The sequence below is a fragment of the Xanthomarina arctica genome, assembly GCF_014638915.1.
Lineage (GTDB): Bacteria > Bacteroidota > Bacteroidia > Flavobacteriales > Flavobacteriaceae > Xanthomarina > Xanthomarina arctica.
In genome coordinates, this window is sequence record NZ_BMFQ01000002.1 from 600907 (window position 1) to 622473 (window position 21567).

The window sequence follows — 21567 nt, forward strand, 5'->3', positions numbered from 1 at the left end:
AATTTGTTACAACGTCTAGGATTTGCAACATAGTAATACCCGTATTAAATATAGCCATTATTATATGGTGTTTTATTCTTTTTCAATGGCTCTAAATCCATCGATGTCAATTGAATGAGACCAAATAATTTTATCATAATTATCAAAATGAATTCTTAAAAGTTTTTCATTTTTTTCAAGACCACTACCTGATTCTATATTTCTTCTCAGTAAATAAACTAATGAAAACCCAATAACATTATCAGAATTAGCTTTCTTGAAGTCGTACGTCAAATTTGCATCATCAGGCAAAGTCATTAATTCTATTACCTGAGCCTTAGTCATTCCTTTTTCTAGCTTGTTCATATTATTTAGAATAGTCATTTTTCTTTTTTCTGATGCCTGATAAGGGTATTCAATACTTTTTTGAAAAAGTTCGATGTCTTCAATCTTCATTATTTTATTGTTTTTTTGCCCGTAACTTAATGAGGCTATTTGAAGCATCACTATTAAAATTATTATTTGTTTAATCACTGTTTTTTTTAATACCTTATAACGTTTGGTATAACAAGCTAAGCATCCTGTAAATTGTTGCCTGTCAGTATTTTTCATGTAAGTTTTTCAACCTTTAATCTCTTATTTTTATCAATTCATCATAAAAATTATCTAAAAATCTTTGTTGCTTTATATCTTCGCTAAAATGTCTTTGATAACTTCCACAGCCTTCAATATCCAAAATATTTTTTTTATTAAAAGACCAATCATTTATGTCTTTTACATTGATACTTAAATCACTATTACAACTTTGCCATAGGTTAGAAAATTGAGTTTCTTTATTTTTATTTAATTTATCGAAATCGGGATAAACAGAAAAGCCTATCATTTTTGGATTATAAAATTGAAGAATTTTAGAGATTGGTACCCCTCCCCAGTATATTACTTCTTTAAAAGAAATCTCAAAAATATCTTTCTCATCGAGTAATTTTTTCTGCTCATATTTTTCCCAAAAGTATTGTTTTTCATATATAATTTTTGTTCCTATAGGTAGTGATATATTTTTAACAATTATTGGTTGGGTAGTCATAAAAAAAGGACTTTCATCAAGTTTGTTAGCAACACTATACATTGAACCTGATGCTTTAACATAGCAATAAAAGTAACCAATAGCAATAAGCACTATTATTCCAAGTACTATAAATATTTTTTTTGATTCCATTCTTTGTTAGAAATTTCGTTTCATATTGCAGGCAACTTGTTAAATAAGCTATAAATATACTCATAAACCTAAAATAAGTGGGCTATCCAATTGCTAATATATACCATTTTACAAAACATGGTTTATAGAACGCGTAAGCCCTACTCTATTTATTTGAGTTTTTCTTTAATTGTGGCAGATACCGACTTCTTTTTGAGGAAATTAGAGGTGGGCAATTAATAAATTATTAGATTTTTAATTATTTTTTAGTGCCGTACTTCTGAAGTTAGCCCACATTTACTTTTTATACGCATAACTACCAATTAAAATGTGCTCACCTTATCAAGAAACAGGCTTTGTTATGTCTTAGAAAATTTACTTTGTTTCTTAAATAGTCTGGTTGACACAAATACAGTAAGCTAATAATTGCTGAACATTTCCGCAATTTCATGAGAGTAAGCTTCTACTAATTCTTTGGGTGTAACACCTTCGTTGTCTTTTATGCTGGGAGTTGCACCATATTTTAGGAGGCTAGGTACTAAATTATGAAACCCAGATTCAGCGGCGTAATGAAGCGCAGTTCTTCCTCTTTGATCAAGTGTATCTGCATTAGCACCATTCTTAAGAAGTACATCAATTGCCCATGACTTCCCTCCTTTTGCGCAAATGTGAAGAAGTGTGCTTCCTTCTTTATTTGTTGTATTTGGATTAAGCCCTGCATCAAGAAGACGTTGGGTATAACTAAACTCTTTATTGTATGGCTCTAGTTTTATGGCAAAAGCGAGTAGGTTTTCTCCATCTTCATTTATAAAATGTAGGTTACCAGATTTGGTAAGTACCTCCATGGCATTACCAATGCCCAATGCCGCGGCCATTTGAAGTGCTGTAAAGCCGTTTTTATAAATTGTATCATCACCCATTTCATAATAAATTTGAATAAATGCGGGCAAAGATTTAAAATATCCTTTTCGAAGGACAGCTTCTATTGGCGTTTCATTATATTGGCTTTTTTGAAAAAAGAGCTTTGTTGCATCCTTGAAGTACAAAACGCTTTCGCAGCTCATATCTGGGTTGATTGTATTAAGAACATTTTCGCCTACTTTATTGAGTAGGTATGGGTCTGCACCAGCTTCAATGAGTAGCTTAATTGGTGTTTGATTGTAAGCATAGGTAGCCATATGAAGCGCGGTATCTCCTTTTTTATTCTGAATATTTATTGTTTTTGTTGACTTTTGAAGCACTGCTTCCAGAAGCTCATTTTCTCCTTCGTCAACTAAGAGATGAAGGAGAGAACTACCATCTTGAAATATTGTGTCGGGTTGCTTATTAGCTACTGCAACTAATGATTGATGGTGACCAAATTTAGCCGCAGATATAAGCTGTTGATTAGAAAGTGTCGCACCCAGTTTTATGAGTGTTTTTGTAGCAAAAGAATTGTCATGTTCAAAGGTGTAGTCAAGCATTGTTTTACCCTTGCTATCTTTAAAGTCAATATCTATTCCGGCTTTAGCTGCCATTTCAAGCACATATCCATAGCCTTCAATGGCCGCAACATGTAAAGGACTTTCACCATTAACTTCTTGTTTGTAATTGTAACCAGACTCAATAAGTGGTTTCACGCAATTGTCGCTTCCTTTTTTGGCGCAGTACATTAGCAGACTCATCCCGTTGGCGAGTAGGTGATTTGTATCTGCTCCATGATTGATGAGCAGTTTAAAAAGGTCTCCTTGATTGTGTCTTGTGGCATAATAAAGAGGCGTGAATAAAGTATCATCAATACTGTTTACATCAGCTCCATTTGCAATTAGTAGTTCTACCAGTTGGAGGTACCCATACTCTACAGCAATGTTTAAAGCACATCCTCCTTCATCAAACTTTGCATTGACATCTGCTCCATGAGTAATTAGGTATTGTAGAATTTCAGGTTGATTATAAAAACAAGCGGTGTGAATGACTTGATAGCTATTCTCAGATTGTGCGTGAATATTGGCACCTCTATGTAGTAGTAGTTTGACTGTAGAAATACGTTCTGCGTGAACAGCCATTTGCAAAGGTCGAACTTGTTCTTTGGATTCTGCTTCAATATCTAATCCATGATCAAGAAGATAACTTATAATATCATCTTGCCCTTGGTTTGCGGCATAATGAAGGATTGTTGAACCATCTTCAAGAAGTATTGTAAGGTCAAAGCCATTGTTTACTTTTTCTTTAAGGTTATTCAATTCTCCTTTATCAATAATCTTCTTTATTTCCATCATAGTATAGGTGCTTATTACAACAATTTGAGTTTTGCGATTGGTTACTTCAAGTTGTTATACAGTCGAAATGTGGGCTAACGTTTGTTATAACAAGCGTAGCATCATACAGGGTGTTACGCGTGTTACCAGGTTTTTTTAATAGTTAAGAATAGCATTATTTTGATTGCCATATAAATTCACCCAACTTATTGATATATCCCTTTTGTTTTCCCTGATCAACATAGGCAAGCCCATTTTTAAAGGGCAAAGCTGTTTTAAACTTTTCAGAAATTACTATTTGTCCTTTCTTGTCTATATATCCTTTGGCTTTCATACCAAGTCTTTTCACGCAAGCCAAACCATCCGAAAACCTCAAACTCTCTTTAAATTTTGGTTCAATACTCCATTCACCGCTTGTGTTTATAAAGCCAAAACTTTCAGTTTCATTATCATAAATATTCGCTAGTCCTTCTGAAAACATCGTTGCTACTTGGGATGTTTTTTCAAAAGGAATTTCTCCTTCCAAATTGATAAAATAATAATCGAAACCGTCTTTTACCATTGCAAATCCTTCTGAAAAAGCATTCCCGTAATAATTTTCAGGTTCAAAAACAATCTCTCCACTTTTGTTTATGTATCCATAATTATTTTCGCTCTCAAGTCCGTCGTTACCAATATTAAAACGAACCATTGCGAGTCCTTCTGAAAACCTGCTATTATATTCAAAAGCTTGATTTATGCCATATTGACAATTTATAACTTGATTGCCTAACGCATCTATAAAGCCAAATAACCCATTTATAGATACAAGTGCTCGGTTTTCCGAAAAATGAAATGCTTGATCGTAAATAGAGTCGGTTACAGGGTCGCCAAGCCTATTGATATACATCATTTTTTTGTTATCAGATTGAATAGGAGCTAATCCTTCAGAAAAAAGACTTGTTTCAAACATAGACCAGCCATAACCAGAAAAAGTGGGCTCAATTTGCCATTCTCCGTTTTCATTTATAAATCCTGAAAACCACTTTTCATTTCTTTCAATTACTGCCCAAGCAAGACCTTCATTAAATTCCGAAACTCTTTCAAATACAGGTTTAATTACTTCTTCTCCGTTTTCATTAATGAATCCATATTTACCATTTCTTCTGATGATATATCTAAACATATTTTGTTTTTTTTTACTATTTTCTAATGTTTCGTGGCTTTGCGAAATTGCGAACTTCGGAACCGTGATCTATTTGCTAAGATAAAATTTCTTGCGAAAGATAAACGGGTACCCGTATTAATTATAGCCATTGTTGGCAAATCTTTTTTTTAGAAAGGTAGCTCATAAAAAGTTCCATTACCTTGAAGGATAATGTGTTTGTTATTACTTATATAATACCAAACTATAGTTGTATTATCTTCACCATAAACTTCTATAATAGGTAATTCTTTTGTGAAGTTGATAACAGGGTCGCTACTTAGGTCTATACTACTTAAATAAGTTTTATATTTTCGTTCGTTATTCATGTTTTTTAAGTCTAAATGCACCATATATAATGTATTATCTATTACTTGCCAACCTCTAATGCAGTGATTTTTAAACAATCCTTTTGCTTTTCTTTTTACATTATTACCTGAAATATCTAAATAGTTTAACCCAATTCTCACATCACTTGCAATCTCAAAAACAATCATTCTATTATCTGATAATAGTATTGGATAGCCTATTCCTAAATTAACTATTTCTTTTGTTACTATTGATTTTGGATGGTCTGGTTCTGAGATATCCATTAAAAATATAGAATCTTGATTAACCCAATAAATTGTATCATTAAAAACTAAAGAGTAAAAAGCGGAAGATTCTTCATTCTTATCTGGTATAACGATTTTTGATATTGGATCTGTGTTGTTAATAGTTGGAATGTCAGAAACCTCAAATCTATAGTCTTTATTATAAAGAGAAGAAATCTGAATGTATAATTTGTCTTTTGCTATACAGGCACCTTTTATATAGCCCATTTCTCTTTGCCTAATTATAACAGTAGGTTTGTCAAGATTTTGAAAGTTTATAATTGCAATTTTATTCCCTCTATTGCCTCTTAACAAGAGAGTATTATCTATAAATTGAAAATTAGGTTCGTAAAAACGTTCTTCCAGCGGTATCTTTACTAATTGCCTTAGCTGGAAAGGAACTTCAATTTTCCAAATTGTTAAAATGTTATCTTCTTGTATTGTAAATAATAGATTCTTATAGTTTTTTACAAAATGTAAATATTTTCTTTTCGAATTAAGATCTAGAATATTGGAATGTGTTATCATAAATTAATCGGTTCTGATGTTGGAATTTTGTGGTAATGGTTTTGTAAATGAAAAGTGCGTGTTTGTGTCAGAGGAATTCAAGAATGAAAATTGAATGAAAGCAGGTATGCAGTTTTCTTTGGTTTAGAATTAAACTACGGATTTTTTCACACCCTGTTGTAGCACGTTTTTCTATTCCGTTCAAACTTCTTTTTTGTCTCTAAATTATCAATTATATCTATTAATTTTTTGTGCAAAATAATAATAGCCAAACGATTATTACTCTCATAATTTAAATTTATGCTATCTTCAGAAGTTTCCAAATCGTATAATTCGAATTCTTTTAAAAATGTTTTGTTTTTATTCCGAATATAATACGAAATATTACAAGAATTAGTAATGATTGAGTAACTATTATCGTCAATTTTAAATTGTCCGATATTTTCATCAATTAATTTGGTTTGATTTTTAAATAGATATTCTATTGGGTCAAAATCTGTCAATTCAATTGGATAAAATTCACTGCAATTATCATTTTTTTGAATTAGTAATTTTTTATTTTCTTTCCAAAAAATATATGTATCATAATGAGATAGACATTCAGCGCAATTATCCGAATTTTGTTTTTTTAGGTGATTTTCTTCAGCACAGCTTTTTTTTAAACTAATATAGTTTATATTTTTATTCTCTAATTCTTTAGTAATTCTCCAAAGAGTAAAATCAGCTGCGTTATTTTTTGCAGTATTTTTTTTAGTGGCACAAGAGCTTAAAATTAGAAGTAATATTAATGGAATAACTGGTTTCATAAAAGTGCGACAACGTGTTATATAGACTCTAAATATACTCAAATCCCTAAAATAAGGGAGCAATAATTGCTAATATATAGCATTTTACAAAACATGGTTTATGGAACCCGTAACCCCTACTCTATTTATTTGCGTTTTCTTTGAGAGTGGCAGATGCCGACTTCTTTTTGATGAAATTGTAGGTGAGTTAGTTAAGAAATTAAGGAGTATTATTTGTTTTTTAGCACAGTACTTTGTTAGCAATAGTTATTTTTCGTACTTCCAATTGGAATCTATTTTTTTCAATTCAGAAACTAATCCTTTAAAATGTGCTGAACCATAAATTACTAATATTTCAGTTGAATCAGAATTATTAATTAATTTAGCTAAATACTTATTTCTTAGACCTAAAACGAAATCTTTTCTAAAATTCTTCTGCATTTTATTTGATAATGTTTGACAGTTGTAAGTAGAATCTATGTGGGTTTTAAAATCACATTCATCTAATTTTATGAGACCGTTTTTATCCTCAAAATCATTAATTAGCTTTTCGAATGTCACATCGGCATTAACCGCTTTTAACGTATCAAGATTCATCTTGTCATAGTCGGGCTGATTAATTAAATTATGTTTTTTATCGTTATCGATATTACCGTAAAGTTTGTTGTTTATAGTGTCTAAATATCCGCTTTTAGCTTGAAGGTTACCAACTATCTTTCTATATTTTCTATCAAGCAAATCAATAGCTGCTGAATCAGTTAATTCAGTACTGACACTTTCATAAAAAGCCACGTAATTCAATTTTTGAAGAGAATCAATTTTTTTTGAGACATCGTCATAATATTTTATTTTGCCAATGTGTTGAATAGGAAGAAAGGCTACTTTCTTATTTCTATTTGTTAGTGTTTCAATTTTAATTTTTTCGTCTAAAACACCAGAAGACTTTAACCTAATAGAATTGCAAGAAATTATACATAACAATATTAAAATCAAGAAAAAATTTAGAGTCCATTTGATTTTAAAATTCATATTCGTTTTTTTTATAATTATTTCTAACGTTTATGTATAAGAATAGTTGCGGGTTTGTATGCGAGGATTTTCCGAAGGAAAATCAGATGTTACAAACACGCAACGACCTTTGATTAAGCACTAAACCGCAATTATTTTTATACGGTGTTGTGCGTAGTATTTTATTCTTCTCCAAAAGAGTAGTTTTCAATTGTTTTAATATTTTCAATTTCGATATTGGTTAATTTTTCACAATTTAAAACTTCTTTAGCTCTTTCACTCAAAAATCTTAAATGTGTTTTTTCAGGTGTAAAAAAATCGTTTCCGTCCCAACTCGTTTTGTTAAATTCGTAGCCAATGTGAAATCCTTTTTGTTTCTTTTCTTTTAAAGGTCCAGATTTTCCAATTATTTGAAATCCGTAATAATTTTTATCCGTATTTTTTATTATTACAGGATAGGTTTTCCATCCAGTAAGTTTGTTTTCCGTTAAAATTTTTAAAAACTGTTCAGAAATCACAAAGTTAATTCCGTCGTTAAAATCAATTTTGTCATACATAGTTTTTCCTAAAACAATTTCAGTTAAAACCGGAATTTCAAAATTGACTTTATCGCTAAAGACATCAAAGAAGTCAGATGAGAAGTTTGATTTTAGTACAGCTTCTTTACTTTTTTGAGCTGAAAATAAACTGTAAAATTCTAATTCTTTTTCCAATATTTAATTGATTTCGTGAGTTTTTTCATATTACACACAACTTGTTATATAGACTTGAAATATACTCATATTCCTAAAATAAGTGGGCTATCCAATTGCTAATATATACCATTTTACAAAGCATGGTTTATGGAAGTCGTTACCCCTACTCTATTTATCTGAATTTTTTTTACAATGAACCTAAAAATTTCGATTACCAGTAAATTTAAAACGTTCTCAATATTCAAGTGTTTTAAATAATTATATTTCTAGTCTTTTAGATTTGCACCTTTTCATTCATTCTAAAAGATGTTTTATTGTATTTGACTTTTACTATTGTAGTTCCGTTACTAGAAGGTTTTGTATTTGAATAGTTATTGGCAACACTTATTTTTGATATACAACTTGTCCTTCCTTAATGGTTTGCAAGACTTGTATTTCTTTTATTTTATCGGGACTTACTTTTAATGGGTTTTTATCTAAAATCACAAAATCGGCGAGTTTTCCTTCAGTTAAATCGCCTTTTAAATCTTCTTCATAATGTTGATATGCTGCAGCTGATGTTATGGATTTAATAGCATCATAAGGGCTAATGCGCTCATCTGCTCCTATTATTTGACCAGTTCTACTGGTTCTATTGACAACAGCGTGTAAAATCATTATACTATTAGGGAAAACTATTGGCGAATCGTGATGTTGGGTAAATAACATGCCTTTCTTTTTTGCCGTAGCCGCTGGTGAAATTTTATAGGCTCTTTCTTTTCCCAGATTTTCTACATGAACATCGCCCCAATAAAAAGTGTGCATTCCAAAAAACGAAGGAATAATACCCAAGGTTTTCATATCGTCCAATTGATCAAGCCTTACTGTTTGAGAATGAACCATAACATCTCGTCTGCCTTTATTAGAGTAATTTGCTGTGGCTGTTTTTAATGCATTTAAGTATTGGTCTGACGCCGCATCTCCATTGCAGTGTGCTAGAACTTGCCAATTTTTAACAAATGCCGTATCAATTAAGCGTTGTACTTCTTCGTTATCCGGAATAGCAGGATATCCTGAATTATTTTTATCGCTGGTATAAGGCTCAGATATCCAAGCTGTTTTTCCTTGAGGTGATCCATCTAAACTTAGCTTAACACCGGCAGTTCTGTAATGGTTCTTATACTCTTTTTGTACCCCTTCTTGCATCATATAGTCCATTTCTATTTGTAAATCTGGGTAGCCTGCAACATCAATCTTTAAATCTCCCGATTCTCCTAATGTTTTCCATATTTCGCAAACATCTTTGGTAGCTCTTCCTTCTTGAGCTGTAGTGTACCCATATTTTATATAAGAAGCCATACCAGCTTTAGCGACTTCTAAATTAGAATTATAATCTAATTGTCCCATGAGCTTAATTAGTGGGGCGAAAAAGGCCATTTCTTCTAAGACACCATTAGGTTTGTTGGTACCTGGCTCTCTGCGTATGACACCACCTTCTGGGTCTTTAACACCATCTACATAGCCTACTAATTCTAAAGCTTTGTGATTCATGGATCCTAGGTGACTAGATTGGTGCACGACTAAAACAGGAATCTCGGTTGATATCTTATCTAAATCATCGGCTGTAGGGTGTCTTTTTTCGGATAATTGAGAATCATCATAACCCATACCTAAAATGACATTATACTTTTTAATGATTTCTGGATTGTCTATTTGCCATTGTTTCATTTTTTCAATGAGTACGTCAATAGATCCACAGTCTCCGTCGGGTTCAGGAAGGAGCCCTGCTGCCAAGCTCATTAACCCCGAGTTATATACGTGTCCATGAGCATCAATGAAACCAGGTAGGAGTGTTTTTCCTTTTAAATCAATCATTTTATGCCCTTTTCCGGCTATTGTCATCGCTTCATCTGACGAACCTACAAAGACGATTTTTCCATTGTTTTCTACAACAGCCTCCGCGTATTCTGGTGTATCGCCAACCATGGTAATAATATCACCACCAAAAAATACTTGTGCATTATTTTCAATGGGTTCTTTTTTGTTATCCTGACAAGAGAATAACATAGTGATACTTAACATTAGTGATAGGTGTTTCAATAGTTTCATATGGGACGTTTTAATTATTAACATTGTGTTAATGTTACTGAGTTATTTGGTTTAATTGCTAAAATTAGCAAATAAAAGCAAACAGGCAAGATAGAAAATAAGTAAGTATTTTCCTAGGTAGGCTAAACTAGGAATAAATTATTTGCAGGGTTGTAGCCAGTTATTTAATTCCAAATGTCATTCGATTCTGTTAAAATGACAGGATATTTATCCGTTACAAGTATGGTTTGTTCGTGTTGCGTTACATACCCACCTTTATTTCCTACTAAAGTCCAACCGTCATTCAATTCTACAGCAACAGTTGAATTTGTTGAGATAAAGGTTTCTATTGCTACTGTTGTGTTTTTTTTGAATCGTTCTCTGTTACTTTTAACTCTGTAGTTTAAAATATTTTCTGGGGCTTCGTGTAAACTTCTTCCGACTCCGTGACCTGCCAAGTTTTTAATAACTTTAAATCCTGACTTTTTTGCTTCAGTTTCAATTAAATATCCAATTTCAGAAATTCTCACTCCGCCTTTAATATTGTTTATAGCTTTACGTAAAATGTTTTTAGAGGCATCTACAAGAGGTTGGTGATTATGAATGTCTTTTCCGAGAACAAAAGAGCCACCATTGTCAGACCAAAATCCGTTAAGTTCCGCAGAAACATCAATATTAATTAAATCTCCTTCTTTCAATATTTTTTTATTTGATGGTATTCCATGGGCTGCTTCTTTATTTATACTTATACAAGAATAACCAGGAAACCCATACGTTTTATAAGGTGCAGATTTAGCACCATAACGCTTTAAAATTTCACCTCCGTATTCATCTAATTCTTTAGTAGACATTCCAACTTTAGCATATTCCCTCATTAATTTTAGTGTGGTTCCAACAACTTCACTAATTTTTTTCATTCCGATTAATTCGGATTCTTTTGTTATTGACATTTCGTTTTTTTTTAATTGACTACCGTGTTTGTATAAGAGTAGTTACGTGTTTTAATCACTAAACTACGTGTTTTTATATATCGTGTAGTATGTATTGCTTTTCTCATTATCAATGATATTTTTCCAATAGTATGATTGGTGTTTGAATATTACCAGACCATTCGCTGGCGATATAGGCAAATTCCTTTGGAAATTCTTCTAAATTAATTCTGTCGTTTTTATTTGTGACGTGGTCTTTGATTTTAGATCTCCAATTCTCGAAGCACTTATTTACTGGTATCCATTTAAGGTTTTCTCCTAATGATGCAATAACAAATTCAACTGGATACTTTTTCAATATTTCCGTCAATTCATCTTTAGTCAAGTAGCGTTCTCTTTTCGCTTCAATCAACTCCTCAGCACTCCAAAGTTCAATAATAGGAATTTTAGATACAATTTTCAGTGAATTGTCCATAGTTTTTTTGCATTATACACAAGCGTTTTGTAAATGAAAAGTGCGTGTTTATGTCAGCGGATTTTAAGAACGAAAATTAGATGAAAGCAAGTACGCAGTTTTCTTTTGTTTAGCACTAAACTACGCCTTTTTTATATAACGTGTTACCGCGTGTTCTTCTATGAATTATTTTTTATAAGAATATCTTAAATAACTCATTCAGTTAGAATATTAAATCAAAGTGTAAATGTTGTATTCTATCCGGCTTTTTCAATCATTTAATACTAGAAAACATGTATCTATTAATAATTTTCCAGTTCTTTTTTCAAAAAGCTATTCAACAATTAAGGAACTTTAATAACATATTTTTCGGTTAATGGTTGATTTTGCCAAAAAGCAAGAGGGAAAGTCCAATATGGTTTATCTTCATATAAGACATGGTAATCTCCCCAAGTATATTGAAAGTTATAGCACCCTTGAATGTCTTCACTATATACTTTTCCAAAAAGATACGCAGTAGTGGTTCCACTTACCCTACCTGTATGTAATTCCACCTTATCTATTATAACCTCTGTTGCTATAGGTATTTCTGCAATTATTTCTAATCCAGAATCCATTCCATAGCTAGTACCATCTTCTAAATGATAGCTGTAATTTTCATCCTTTGAACTATCTATAGGATTTAATAATAAAGCGCGTTTTTTTGTTATGAGTTTTTTGTTTACAATTTCAGAAAATGGTTTTTCATTTGAAACATTTCTGTATTTAGGTTTAAAAAGGAAATAAAATATAAAACCAATACATACTATTAAGAAAATTCCGCTAGCTATAACTATCTTCCTCATTTTCTATTTCTTTCAAATCTAATTATAATTGATTTTTCAAATGTTTGGCTTAGCACAAAGCTTGATAGAAGCCAAAAGCCTTAAATTTACTACTGTTTTGGCTATTTCTTATATACTTTGATTAGCTGTCTTCTTTTCTAAGTTTCTAAAACTTGTACAAGTTTAAACCAACATTTTCATCATAATAGCGATTAACGGTTCCATCAAAACTTTCTATAATAAATTCTCCAGCTCCATTAATTTTGGCTGTAAGCAAGTGTCCCGCTAATACCGTGTAATCGTTACGTCCAAGGGTTACATGCATGTGTATGTAAGGGCTATTATTTTGTTGAGAGATATTACCTGTTAAGTTGGTGATTTCCATTTGTTCGGAGAACGTTTTATCTACAAATTCTTTAGTAGCTGGATCAAAAAATCTTAAAGTAGCTTCATTTACAGCACCAAGACCTGAAATTGTTCCTGCTTTTATATCATGTTCTTCAACAAACGCTGTGATTGCTTTTGTAATCTCAGAATGGTTTTGAATACTAATAACGTACTTGTTACCAAACTGCTTGTAAGTGTACAGGTTAGAATTTGATTGTGCGTTTGCTAGAAAAGATACTGCAAGACACAGTACTATTAAAATTGAACGTTTCATTTTGTATACTATTTTAAATTATAAAATTAATAAGACTCTCTTATGATATCTATCGCTAAACTATCGGCCTTTTTTCCAAGTTCGTTTTTTAATATTAAAAAATGCTCTGTTTGATTATGAAAGTCGATCGCTTCTTGAGATTTCCATTCCTCCAAAATCAGGATCTTTAAGCTGTTATTAATATCTTCATGTAAAATATAAGAGATATTACCTTCCTCCTTCCGTGTGGCATCGGTTACGGTTTTCAACATATTTAAAACATCTTCCTTAAATTTTGGTTTTGCAATAATTGTAGCTATAATTTTTAATTTGCTCATAATAAATACTTTTAAAATTAATTTTTTAGGTATGCTTTCTTTTTTGAGTTCAGACTATATATTTGAACTTTTAATTGAGGTGTAACAGTTCCATTGCATTTTTTATCTACTTCATATGATGCAGCATATTTTTCGCAAGCTAGCTACATTCAATTTAAGGGATTAAGTACATTCTTTCTAATTTTCCTTTTTCTATTTGTCCTTTGTCATTCGCTTTCAAAAACGCGCCAGTTTCAACATTCAAGCAAGTTAACCACATGCCACCATGGGCGAAGGTATCAATACAAATGGTGTGACCAAAATCTGCTATTTCCCCATTTTTCCGAGCTGTATGCCCGCAAATCACAGTTTTACTTGGGTCATAAACTGTGGGTTTTTCAAACTTCTTATGAAATAAATAATGCTCATCCTGTTCCTCTAGACTTTTGTTTTCTTCAAGTCCTGCATGAACGAAAATAAATTCTCCAATTTCTAAATAAGGTAAGCAAGAATCTATAAAGTCCCAATGCGTTTTATCTATTTGATGCATCCAATTTGGGTTATCACTAATTTTATAGGAGTTTAATGTCAGTGATCCTCCATAATCTTCTAACCAATGCTCAACTATTTCAGCTGAAGATTTAGCACGTGTCATCATGATCTCATGATTGCCAAGAATAAAATGGAAGTTGAATGTTTTGCTTTTTTCAATTAACCAATGAATAACGCCTTTACTATTAGCTCCCTTATCTACGTAATCTCCAAGAAAAACTACTTGGTCGTCTTCCTTTATTAACCCTTGTTGAAAAATAGTTTTTAATGCGTTTATGCTGCCATGTATATCTCCAATTGCGTAAATAGCCATAATTATTTGTGTTTTTATACCTTGTAACCTTAAGCTTATATTATGTTGATCAGCCTTAACATATTAGTAATTCACTTTTGACTTGTTTTTTAATTTATGTTCTATGATAGGATATAGATTATAAGTTGGATAGATTTCTGTTGTAAAAGCTTTCCATGCAGTTCTCTCAATCGCCAAATTTACAGCTGCTAATTTTGAGGCAGGGAGTTCCAACACAACCACTTGACCAAGTCCCATAACTACAAACCAATTAACTACCGAAGTACCTTCTGGAGGGAGGTTTTCATAAAACCCTTGATTGGTTCTTATCTCTTCAATCTCATTTAAATTCATGCTTTGATCATGTTTAAGAAAGATGGTTAATAACAACTTGTCACTAGCTTTTTCAGAATTGGGTTTGGAATCGAGCACTATCTTTGACTTATTTTTTAACTTATGTTCTATAATAGGATACAAATTGTAAGTTGCATACATTTCTGTTGTAAAAGCCTTCCATGCAGTTCTTTCAATTGCTAAATTTACTGCTGATAATTTTGAAGCAGGAAATTCTAATATAGCCACTTGGCCAAGTCCCATGACCACAAACCAATTAACTACAGACACACCTTCTGGAGGGAGATTTTCATAAAACCCTTGACCCATTCTTATCTCTTCAACTTCATTCAAAGTCATGCTTTGATCATGTTTAAGGAAAATTGTTAGTATCATCTTGTCATTAGCTTTTTCAGAATTAGACTTTTCATTAGGTGATTGTGAATAACCCGTGAATTGTAAAACGAACAGTGCGAGTAATAATGCGTATTTCATATTTTTTATCTTTTAAATTTTATGGTCAGACTTTAGATTTTATTCTACTTAATGTTTCTTGTGATATGTTTATGTAAGAAGCTACTATTTTATTAGGTAACCGTTTCACAATATTTGGGTTAATTTTAAATAATTGGTTATATCTTTCTGAAGCATCTAAAGTGGTAAAGGACATGAGTCTCTTTGAACTATTAACATAGGCTTTTTCTAAATAGACCGTATAAAAATCCTTCCATTTGGGAATAATTTTCATAAGATGCCTAAAGTCTTCGTGCGTGATGAATAAGAGCTCACTATCTTCAATAACTTGAATTGTTTCTTGGGCAGGTTCATTTGTTATAAAACTAACAAGTGCTGTAGCAAATTGATTTTCAAATGCAATATAACGGGTAACGTCTTTTCCGTTATCATCTATGAAAAATAATCTTAGACACCCTTTTTTTACAAAATAACTAACCTGACTAATTTTTCCAGTAGCAAGTAAAATGTCGTTTTTACTTTTTTTTATGGTTTTAAAATAAGGCAAAATGATTTTTAAATCTTCATCTTCAATAGTAATATTCTTTTTTATGAAATTAGTGAGTTCTGTATTATTTGTCATTTAGTTGTAGTCTCTAACAAATTTACGATAATGGATAATATCCTGTATTGATAAGACCATCAAATTATTCTCTTTACCAAATGCTGTGATTGTGGCAGAATTTGCCATTGTTCCGTCATCGTTCATTAATTCGCACAGTACTGCTTCTGGTTGTAAGCCTGCTAGTTTCATTAAATCGATACTACCTTCGGTATGTCCTTTTCTTCCTAGTACGCCTTTGTTATTGCCTCTTAATGGAAATATATGACCAGGTTTCGCTAAGTCATTGCTCTTCGCTTTTTCATTACAAGCAACTTGTATTGTTGTTAATCTATCTTTGGAAGAAACTCCTGTTGTTACACCTTCTTTTGCTTCAATAGTGATTGTAAAAGGGGTTTGAAAACTACTTGTGTTCTCCTTTACCATATAGGGTAAATTAAGTGCATCGGCTTTTTCATTTGTCAAACAAAGGCAAACAATACCACTACATTTTCTAATCATAAGTGCCATGTGATTATTGGTCATGTTATGAGCCGAAAATATCAAGTCCCCTTCATTTTCTCTATTCTTGTCGTCAGTTAAAATAACGCCATTTCCATTTCGAATATGTATTAATGCTTTTTCTAATCTTTCTATACTTTCGGTAGTAGAGGTTTGTATGGTATCTAATTCTGCTAATTCCATTTTTAACTTATATTTATTTTTTCGATTAGCAAAACTAATATTGTTTTAAGCCAAACTATTTGACCTAAGTCAATAAATGAATCTATTTCTTACATACTCAAGTAAACTTTTACTCATAATCGGTATTTTATTATTAGGACATGGTGCTACTGGTGCGATGTCTTAAATTTCGGTATAAAATAATTTAAACAATAAAGCATTGCTCCATAAGTAAAAATCAGGGTAGGCATATTGGTGTTAAATCCTAGATCAAATTCAGGAATACTTAAAAGCTCTCTAAAGGAGCGCGTTGCAATTAGTGACATGAAAATAATTCCATAAGCGAAAACAGAAATAATAGCTACTTTATTTTTAGTAGTTCGTATCATTCCTTTTTTTGCCTCTTGTCTAAAGAAATACCAAAGTACAGCAATGCTGAAGATTGCTTCTATTAAAATAGCTAAATAGGTATTAGAAGCATACAAACCAAGACCAGCTTCCATTGTATCTGCTCCAAATAGATGGTGCATATGACCAGAAAAGAAATCTAATACAAAGTGTACAAAAACTAAAGCCATACTTACTAATCCTATTAGTGTGCTTTTAAATAATAATTTTCCAATTACAAACGCCATAGCTAACCAAAACAATAGAGGCAACACATCGTGGCTATATAGCATATCTACTGCCATGTTACTTAAAGTTGCATCCAAAGCATCATTTGGGGCAGTAGGTTCAAGTCCTAAATAATGGAAAGTAAACCACAATATATCCTGTAATTGCGAGATAATTAAAAAATAAAGTAGGGTTCCTTTTGGGAACTTTTGTTTGGCTATTAATGCGGTTGTAAAATGTCCTGCTAACATAATTTTTGTATTTTTGCTTTCAATTCGATAGCAAAAGTAAATATTACTATCGAATTAATAGTAATAATCTATAAAAGATGAAAAAAGAATTTCGCTCTGGCTGTCCAATTTCTTCGGCATTAGATGTTGTAGGTGATAAATGGTCTTTGTTAATTATTAGAGATATGTTAATTAAACATAAAAAGACGTTTAAAGAAATATCTGATTCGGACGAAAAGATAGCGCCAAGTATTTTGTCTGCACGATTAAAATTATTGGAATCTTATAAATTACTATCCAAAACAAAAATACCTGAAAATAAAAAAGAGAATATTTATTTGTTGACAGAAAAAGGAATTCGATTAACTCCAATAATCGTTGAATTCAGTTTATGGGGCGATACGAATATGCGAGAATTTAATAAAATAAAGGATATAGAAGGTTTGAATTCAGATAAGTCTTATATTATTCAATCGGTTGAAGATAGTTATAATGCTATGGTGCTTAATTTCCAATAATGCTGATTTCTTAGGGCATACAAGGGTTTTGGATGTGAAAAATACGCACGTGTGTCAGAGTGTTTTAGGAACGAAAAATTCAATAATAAAAAGCAGGCACTTTATTTTAGTTTCCCGGAATTATGAGGTTTCATTTAAAATGCTAGATGTGATTTCTGTTTACCTACAGAACCATTTGGTGACGGACAAAGCTGATAAGTGAAATCGGTTTGAATATTTGACTCCTGCCGATGCGAAACAAATAAAATACTTGTTTCACTTTCCTTTGCAATTTTATTTATTAACGCAATAATCAGATTTGCACCTTCATCATCTGCATTAATTAATGGTTCGTCTAAGATTAGCAAAGGTGGATGCTTAATCATAGCTCTTGCTATTAGTATCAATAGTTGAGTAGCTGCTGATAATTTTAGAAAAGGGGTACTTTTTTCTTCACTTAAATTTAATACTTCCATCCACTTAGCTGCCGTGTTACTTTGTAAAGTAGATGGGTTTTGGTACAAACCTATGCTGTCAAAAAATCCTGAAATAATCATTTGCTCTACCGTATGGTTTAGCTTAAACAATTCCAACATAGAAGGGCTAATATACCCAATTCGCTGTTTTATATCCCAAACACTTTCACCACTGCCTTTTTTCTTACCGAAAAGATATACTTCCTGCCCATAACCCTTGATGTTATTCCCATAAATCATAGATAGCAGAGTGGTTTTACCAGATCCATTAGGACCTGTTAATTGCCAAAATTCATTCTTTTTTATCGACCAATTTATATCATGAAGAATGGGAATGTCATTATAACTCACATTTACACCCTTCAGTTCCACTAACACCTCAGGAATATCTTTATACGCTGTTATTGCTGGCGGGATTTCTTTATCAAAAAGAAAAGCACTCTTTTTAGAATGATATTCATTGATAGGTATCATTGCTTTAAGTTCGTCTTTATTAAATTCAATGACATGTGTTGTTATTGATAATAAATCATCCTGCCTATTGACAATAAATACAGTAGGTATTTTTATAGATAAAGATATTAATTGCTCTTTTAACATGGATACAGAAGTCTTATCTAAGCCTTCATAAGGGTTAGATAAGACTATGAAATCAGGGTTTTGTTGAAGTAAAAATGAAAGTAATAACTTTTTCTGCTCACCAGTGGAAAATGTTCTAAGCCTTCTGTCTTTTCCAGAAGTTAATTCAAAGATATCGTGTTTTTCTTCCGCTAAAATAAATTTTTCTAAAATAGAATTTGAAAACAAAACACCTGTTTTTCCTTTTAATCCTGGTATTTTAAATGATCCTCTTAATAAACGAGGTAACCAATTATCTTGTTGTGAAAGATTAGTGTTTTCAACTGTATAATGATTACGGGATGGGTTCATATTTTTTCGAATTTAGGAGGTAAATGTTGAATTACTGTTAATCTCTTATAAGAGCTTAAAGACCCAAGTCCGTATTAATTATTGGTATTGTTACCATTAATGTTTTTAATTATACTTTCAAAGTCTTCCATTAAAGCCACGAGCCTTTGTTTTTCCTCAAAACCTGTAGATTCTAGAGGCATATCTATATTGGGTAAAAAACAACTATAAGTTATATATTTTTTATTTTGATAGAGCCTGAAATGATAAGTTTTCCCTCCAGAGATGACTTGTTGCAAATTAGCATCCTCGAAATTAAGTCTGGGTTTATTGATGTTAAATTTATCTTGGCTGATACAGGTGTTTAAAAATTTCCAAAACAGTTTATATTCACTTTTCTTAACCCCTACTCTTTTTACTTTGGTTTCTAATTGATCATTAATAGGTTCAGAGATTTTATATAATCTAACCTGTCCATTATTCATATAAACAACAAGATCGGATTCTAGTCCTCTGATAGGATAACTGGAATAACCAATTTGAATAATTAAAGCATTTTGGTCTTTCAATTTGAGCATGTTAACATACCTATTTGTTTCAGTAGTTTCTCCTTCAAATACAATTTCCTTTATTTGATTGTTTTGACAACAAATAATCATGGGGCTAAAAATAAAGATACATAATATAAGTTTTTTCATATAAATGGAAACCTGCTTGCCTATGGTAAGGTATTAAGAACTAAGTTAACTATGGTGTTCTATTCTTTTTCAATGGCTCTAAATTCTTCGATATCAATTGAATAAGACCAAATAATTTTTTCATAATTATCAAAATGAATTCCTAAAAGTTTTTCATTTTTTTCCAGAACACTACCTGATTCTATATTTCTTCTCAGTATATAAACTAAGGAAAACCCCGTAACATTATCAGACTTAGCTTTCTTGAAATTGTACGTTAAATTTACATCATCAGGCAAAGTCATTAATTCTATTACCTGCTCCATAGTCATACCTTTTTCTAACTTGTTCATGTTATTTAGAATAGTCATTTTTCTTTTTTCTGATGCCTTATAAGGGTATTTAATATTTTTTTGAAAAAGTTCTATGGTTTCAATCTTCATTATTTTATTGTTTTTTTGACCGTAGCTTAATGTTGATATTTGAAGCAACACTATTAAAATTATGATTTGTTTAATCATTGTTTTTTTTAAATCATATACGTTTAACAACTTACTTTGTTGCCATTAGTCCTTCTCTGTCCAAATCGTTTCAAATCTTTCGCAAACGACAAGCATTTCCTCTGTAGGTTTTTCCATGGTACTTGCAAAAAAATCCCAATGTGCTTTTTTCCATTTTTCGAGTGGTTCAATTTCAGTTCCCATATCTAATGCAGCATATTCTTTGGAAACCTGATTAAATGGAATTGTGTCCACTTTTTTAGTCTCAATTATCGCTCGTGCTTTACCGTTAAAATCCGTTACAATAAGTTTTTTTCCAATTTTTGGTAAGTCGGCGTTTGCTTCTTTATACCAAATATATAATCCAGAACTTGCTTTCTTTTTTCCATTAATAATTAATGCCGCTAACCGATTTGCGTCTTTTTCATTATCGTGAAAAAATTCTGCTTCTGGTAGTTCGTCTTTTATAAATTCGGGATTTGATTTTGTGAAATTGTTCCACATTTCGTAAACTGAATTATCAATTTTGTTCTCCGATTCTACTTGAGATTTCGTGTTATTCTTTGTCTCGGATTTACAGCTAAATAAAATTAGAATTATTATTAGATGCCTCATGGTTTCTTTTGTATTAATGGCAACGGATTTGAGTATGAAAAGAGCCTACTTTCCACTGATTTAGCACTAAACTACGCATTTTTTATATAGAGTGTTGAAAAAAGTTATTTTCTACTTTTATATTGTAAATCACAGTTTTCCATTAGTTCTAATTTTAAATCATGATTAAATTTTTTAAACTCTAAACTATCTTTAAGATTATACTGCCCATAAATACTAACTAAATATTTTTGAATGCTTTTTTTGGTAATTGAACTAAGGATTTGCTGTGATAAATTTGGTTCTTTTTTGAGTTCTATACAAATATTATCAGCCACCATTTCGATAATGTTTTCGGAATTAACTCGTTGTGTTTTTAATGAAGAATCAATTTCTTTAAATTCAGAACATCTGTTTTTAAGCTTTTCGGATAATATTTCAGAAGAATTGTTTTCCGCGAATTCAATAGTTAGTTCAGAATTGTCATCCACATAGTCTTTTAGAATTTTTTCGACTATTTCGGGATGGTCTGAAGTTGATTTTTGTAAACAGTCTTCGGTTTGATAAACTAGGTTACTTTGATTTGATTTGTCTTTAATTTGATTTATACAATTACAGATAGTTTCATAAAACATATCTTGTGAAGATGTTATATTAACTGTGAAAATTAAAATCAGTATTAAAATATTTTTCATTTATATAATTTTTGAAAACGGTTTTGGATATTAAAAGTGCTTACTT

General features: G+C 31.3%; 25 protein-coding genes. 1 reads left to right on the plus strand and 24 read right to left on the minus strand.

Annotation, left to right across the window (positions count from 1 at the left end):
• Positions 1 to 72 precede the first annotated feature (72 nt).
• The 19 genes from IEV77_RS08925 to IEV77_RS09015 all read right to left on the minus strand — a co-directional run bounded on the left by IEV77_RS08925 (position 73) and on the right by IEV77_RS09015 (position 17194).
• On the minus strand, positions 73 to 591 hold the full coding sequence (locus tag IEV77_RS08925; RefSeq protein ID WP_188463951.1) for a hypothetical protein: 519 nt from the start codon (positions 589 to 591) through the stop codon (positions 73 to 75).
• 16 nt (positions 592 to 607) lie between these two features.
• Positions 608 to 1195, minus strand: coding sequence for a hypothetical protein (locus IEV77_RS08930; protein ID WP_188463953.1), 588 nt, complete (start codon positions 1193 to 1195; stop codon positions 608 to 610).
• A 398-nt stretch (positions 1196 to 1593) separates the two neighbouring features.
• Positions 1594 to 3432 carry an ankyrin repeat domain-containing protein gene (locus IEV77_RS08935; protein ID WP_188463955.1) on the minus strand — a complete coding sequence of 613 codons (1839 nt, stop codon included), beginning with the start codon at positions 3430 to 3432 and terminating at the stop codon, positions 1594 to 1596.
• A gap of 154 nt (positions 3433 to 3586) precedes the next feature.
• A complete protein-coding gene (locus IEV77_RS08940) occupies positions 3587 to 4576 on the minus strand; it encodes a WG repeat-containing protein (RefSeq protein WP_188463957.1) in 990 nt (329 codons plus the stop codon).
• A gap of 149 nt (positions 4577 to 4725) precedes the next feature.
• The gene (locus IEV77_RS08945; protein ID WP_188463959.1) at positions 4726 to 5715 is read right to left on the minus strand and encodes a hypothetical protein; all 990 of its coding nucleotides are present in this window, start codon (positions 5713 to 5715) and stop codon (positions 4726 to 4728) included.
• A 146-nt stretch (positions 5716 to 5861) separates the two neighbouring features.
• Positions 5862 to 6500, minus strand: a complete 639-nt coding sequence (locus IEV77_RS08950) for a hypothetical protein (protein ID WP_188463961.1) — start codon at positions 6498 to 6500, stop codon at positions 5862 to 5864.
• Positions 6501 to 6746: 246 nt separating this feature from the next.
• Complete coding sequence (locus tag IEV77_RS08955; protein WP_188463963.1) at positions 6747 to 7508, minus strand: hypothetical protein; 762 nt, start codon at positions 7506 to 7508, stop codon at positions 6747 to 6749.
• A gap of 161 nt (positions 7509 to 7669) precedes the next feature.
• Entirely contained in the window at positions 7670 to 8200 is a 531-nt protein-coding gene (locus IEV77_RS08960; protein WP_188463965.1) for a hypothetical protein, read from the minus strand.
• Between the two features lie 366 nt (positions 8201 to 8566).
• The gene (locus IEV77_RS08965) at positions 8567 to 10270 is read right to left on the minus strand and encodes an amidohydrolase (protein ID WP_229736627.1); all 1704 of its coding nucleotides are present in this window, start codon (positions 10268 to 10270) and stop codon (positions 8567 to 8569) included.
• Positions 10271 to 10434: 164 nt separating this feature from the next.
• Complete coding sequence (gene map, locus IEV77_RS08970; protein WP_188463969.1) at positions 10435 to 11199, minus strand: type I methionyl aminopeptidase; 765 nt, start codon at positions 11197 to 11199, stop codon at positions 10435 to 10437.
• A gap of 109 nt (positions 11200 to 11308) precedes the next feature.
• Complete coding sequence (locus IEV77_RS08975) at positions 11309 to 11653, minus strand: hypothetical protein (protein WP_188463971.1); 345 nt, start codon at positions 11651 to 11653, stop codon at positions 11309 to 11311.
• 323 nt (positions 11654 to 11976) lie between these two features.
• Positions 11977 to 12477: a hypothetical protein gene (locus tag IEV77_RS08980; RefSeq protein WP_188463973.1), complete on the minus strand. Its 501-nt coding sequence runs from the start codon at positions 12475 to 12477 to the stop codon at positions 11977 to 11979.
• A gap of 145 nt (positions 12478 to 12622) precedes the next feature.
• Entirely contained in the window at positions 12623 to 13117 is a 495-nt protein-coding gene (locus IEV77_RS08985; protein ID WP_188463975.1) for a PPC domain-containing DNA-binding protein, read from the minus strand.
• A gap of 26 nt (positions 13118 to 13143) precedes the next feature.
• On the minus strand, positions 13144 to 13434 hold the full coding sequence (locus IEV77_RS08990; RefSeq protein WP_188463977.1) for a putative quinol monooxygenase: 291 nt from the start codon (positions 13432 to 13434) through the stop codon (positions 13144 to 13146).
• Positions 13435 to 13588: 154 nt separating this feature from the next.
• A complete protein-coding gene (locus IEV77_RS08995; RefSeq protein ID WP_188463979.1) occupies positions 13589 to 14278 on the minus strand; it encodes a metallophosphoesterase family protein in 690 nt (229 codons plus the stop codon).
• A 63-nt stretch (positions 14279 to 14341) separates the two neighbouring features.
• On the minus strand, positions 14342 to 15085 hold the full coding sequence (locus IEV77_RS17450) for a hypothetical protein (protein ID WP_229736628.1): 744 nt from the start codon (positions 15083 to 15085) through the stop codon (positions 14342 to 14344).
• A gap of 25 nt (positions 15086 to 15110) precedes the next feature.
• Entirely contained in the window at positions 15111 to 15686 is a 576-nt protein-coding gene (locus tag IEV77_RS09005; protein ID WP_188463981.1) for a Crp/Fnr family transcriptional regulator, read from the minus strand.
• On the minus strand, positions 15687 to 16349 hold the full coding sequence (gene ribB, locus IEV77_RS09010) for a 3,4-dihydroxy-2-butanone-4-phosphate synthase (RefSeq protein WP_188463983.1): 663 nt from the start codon (positions 16347 to 16349) through the stop codon (positions 15687 to 15689).
• Between the two features lie 146 nt (positions 16350 to 16495).
• Positions 16496 to 17194, minus strand: coding sequence for a hypothetical protein (locus IEV77_RS09015; protein WP_188463985.1), 699 nt, complete (start codon positions 17192 to 17194; stop codon positions 16496 to 16498).
• A 77-nt stretch (positions 17195 to 17271) separates the two neighbouring features.
• On the opposite strand from IEV77_RS09015, the gene IEV77_RS09020 reads away from it, so the two are divergent.
• A complete protein-coding gene (locus tag IEV77_RS09020; protein ID WP_188463986.1) occupies positions 17272 to 17691 on the plus strand; it encodes a winged helix-turn-helix transcriptional regulator in 420 nt (139 codons plus the stop codon).
• 134 nt (positions 17692 to 17825) lie between these two features.
• On the opposite strand, the gene IEV77_RS09025 is transcribed toward IEV77_RS09020, so the two are convergent.
• The 5 genes from IEV77_RS09025 to IEV77_RS09045 all read right to left on the minus strand — a co-directional run bounded on the left by IEV77_RS09025 (position 17826) and on the right by IEV77_RS09045 (position 21521).
• A complete protein-coding gene (locus IEV77_RS09025; RefSeq protein ID WP_188463988.1) occupies positions 17826 to 19076 on the minus strand; it encodes an ATP-binding cassette domain-containing protein in 1251 nt (416 codons plus the stop codon).
• A 74-nt stretch (positions 19077 to 19150) separates the two neighbouring features.
• Complete coding sequence (locus IEV77_RS09030; protein WP_188463990.1) at positions 19151 to 19753, minus strand: hypothetical protein; 603 nt, start codon at positions 19751 to 19753, stop codon at positions 19151 to 19153.
• Between the two features lie 59 nt (positions 19754 to 19812).
• The gene (locus tag IEV77_RS09035) at positions 19813 to 20253 is read right to left on the minus strand and encodes a hypothetical protein (protein WP_188463992.1); all 441 of its coding nucleotides are present in this window, start codon (positions 20251 to 20253) and stop codon (positions 19813 to 19815) included.
• A 45-nt stretch (positions 20254 to 20298) separates the two neighbouring features.
• Positions 20299 to 20847 carry an ASCH domain-containing protein gene (locus IEV77_RS09040; RefSeq protein ID WP_188463994.1) on the minus strand — a complete coding sequence of 183 codons (549 nt, stop codon included), beginning with the start codon at positions 20845 to 20847 and terminating at the stop codon, positions 20299 to 20301.
• Between the two features lie 104 nt (positions 20848 to 20951).
• Positions 20952 to 21521, minus strand: coding sequence for a hypothetical protein (locus IEV77_RS09045; protein ID WP_188463996.1), 570 nt, complete (start codon positions 21519 to 21521; stop codon positions 20952 to 20954).
• Between the last annotated feature and the right edge of the window lie 46 nt (positions 21522 to 21567).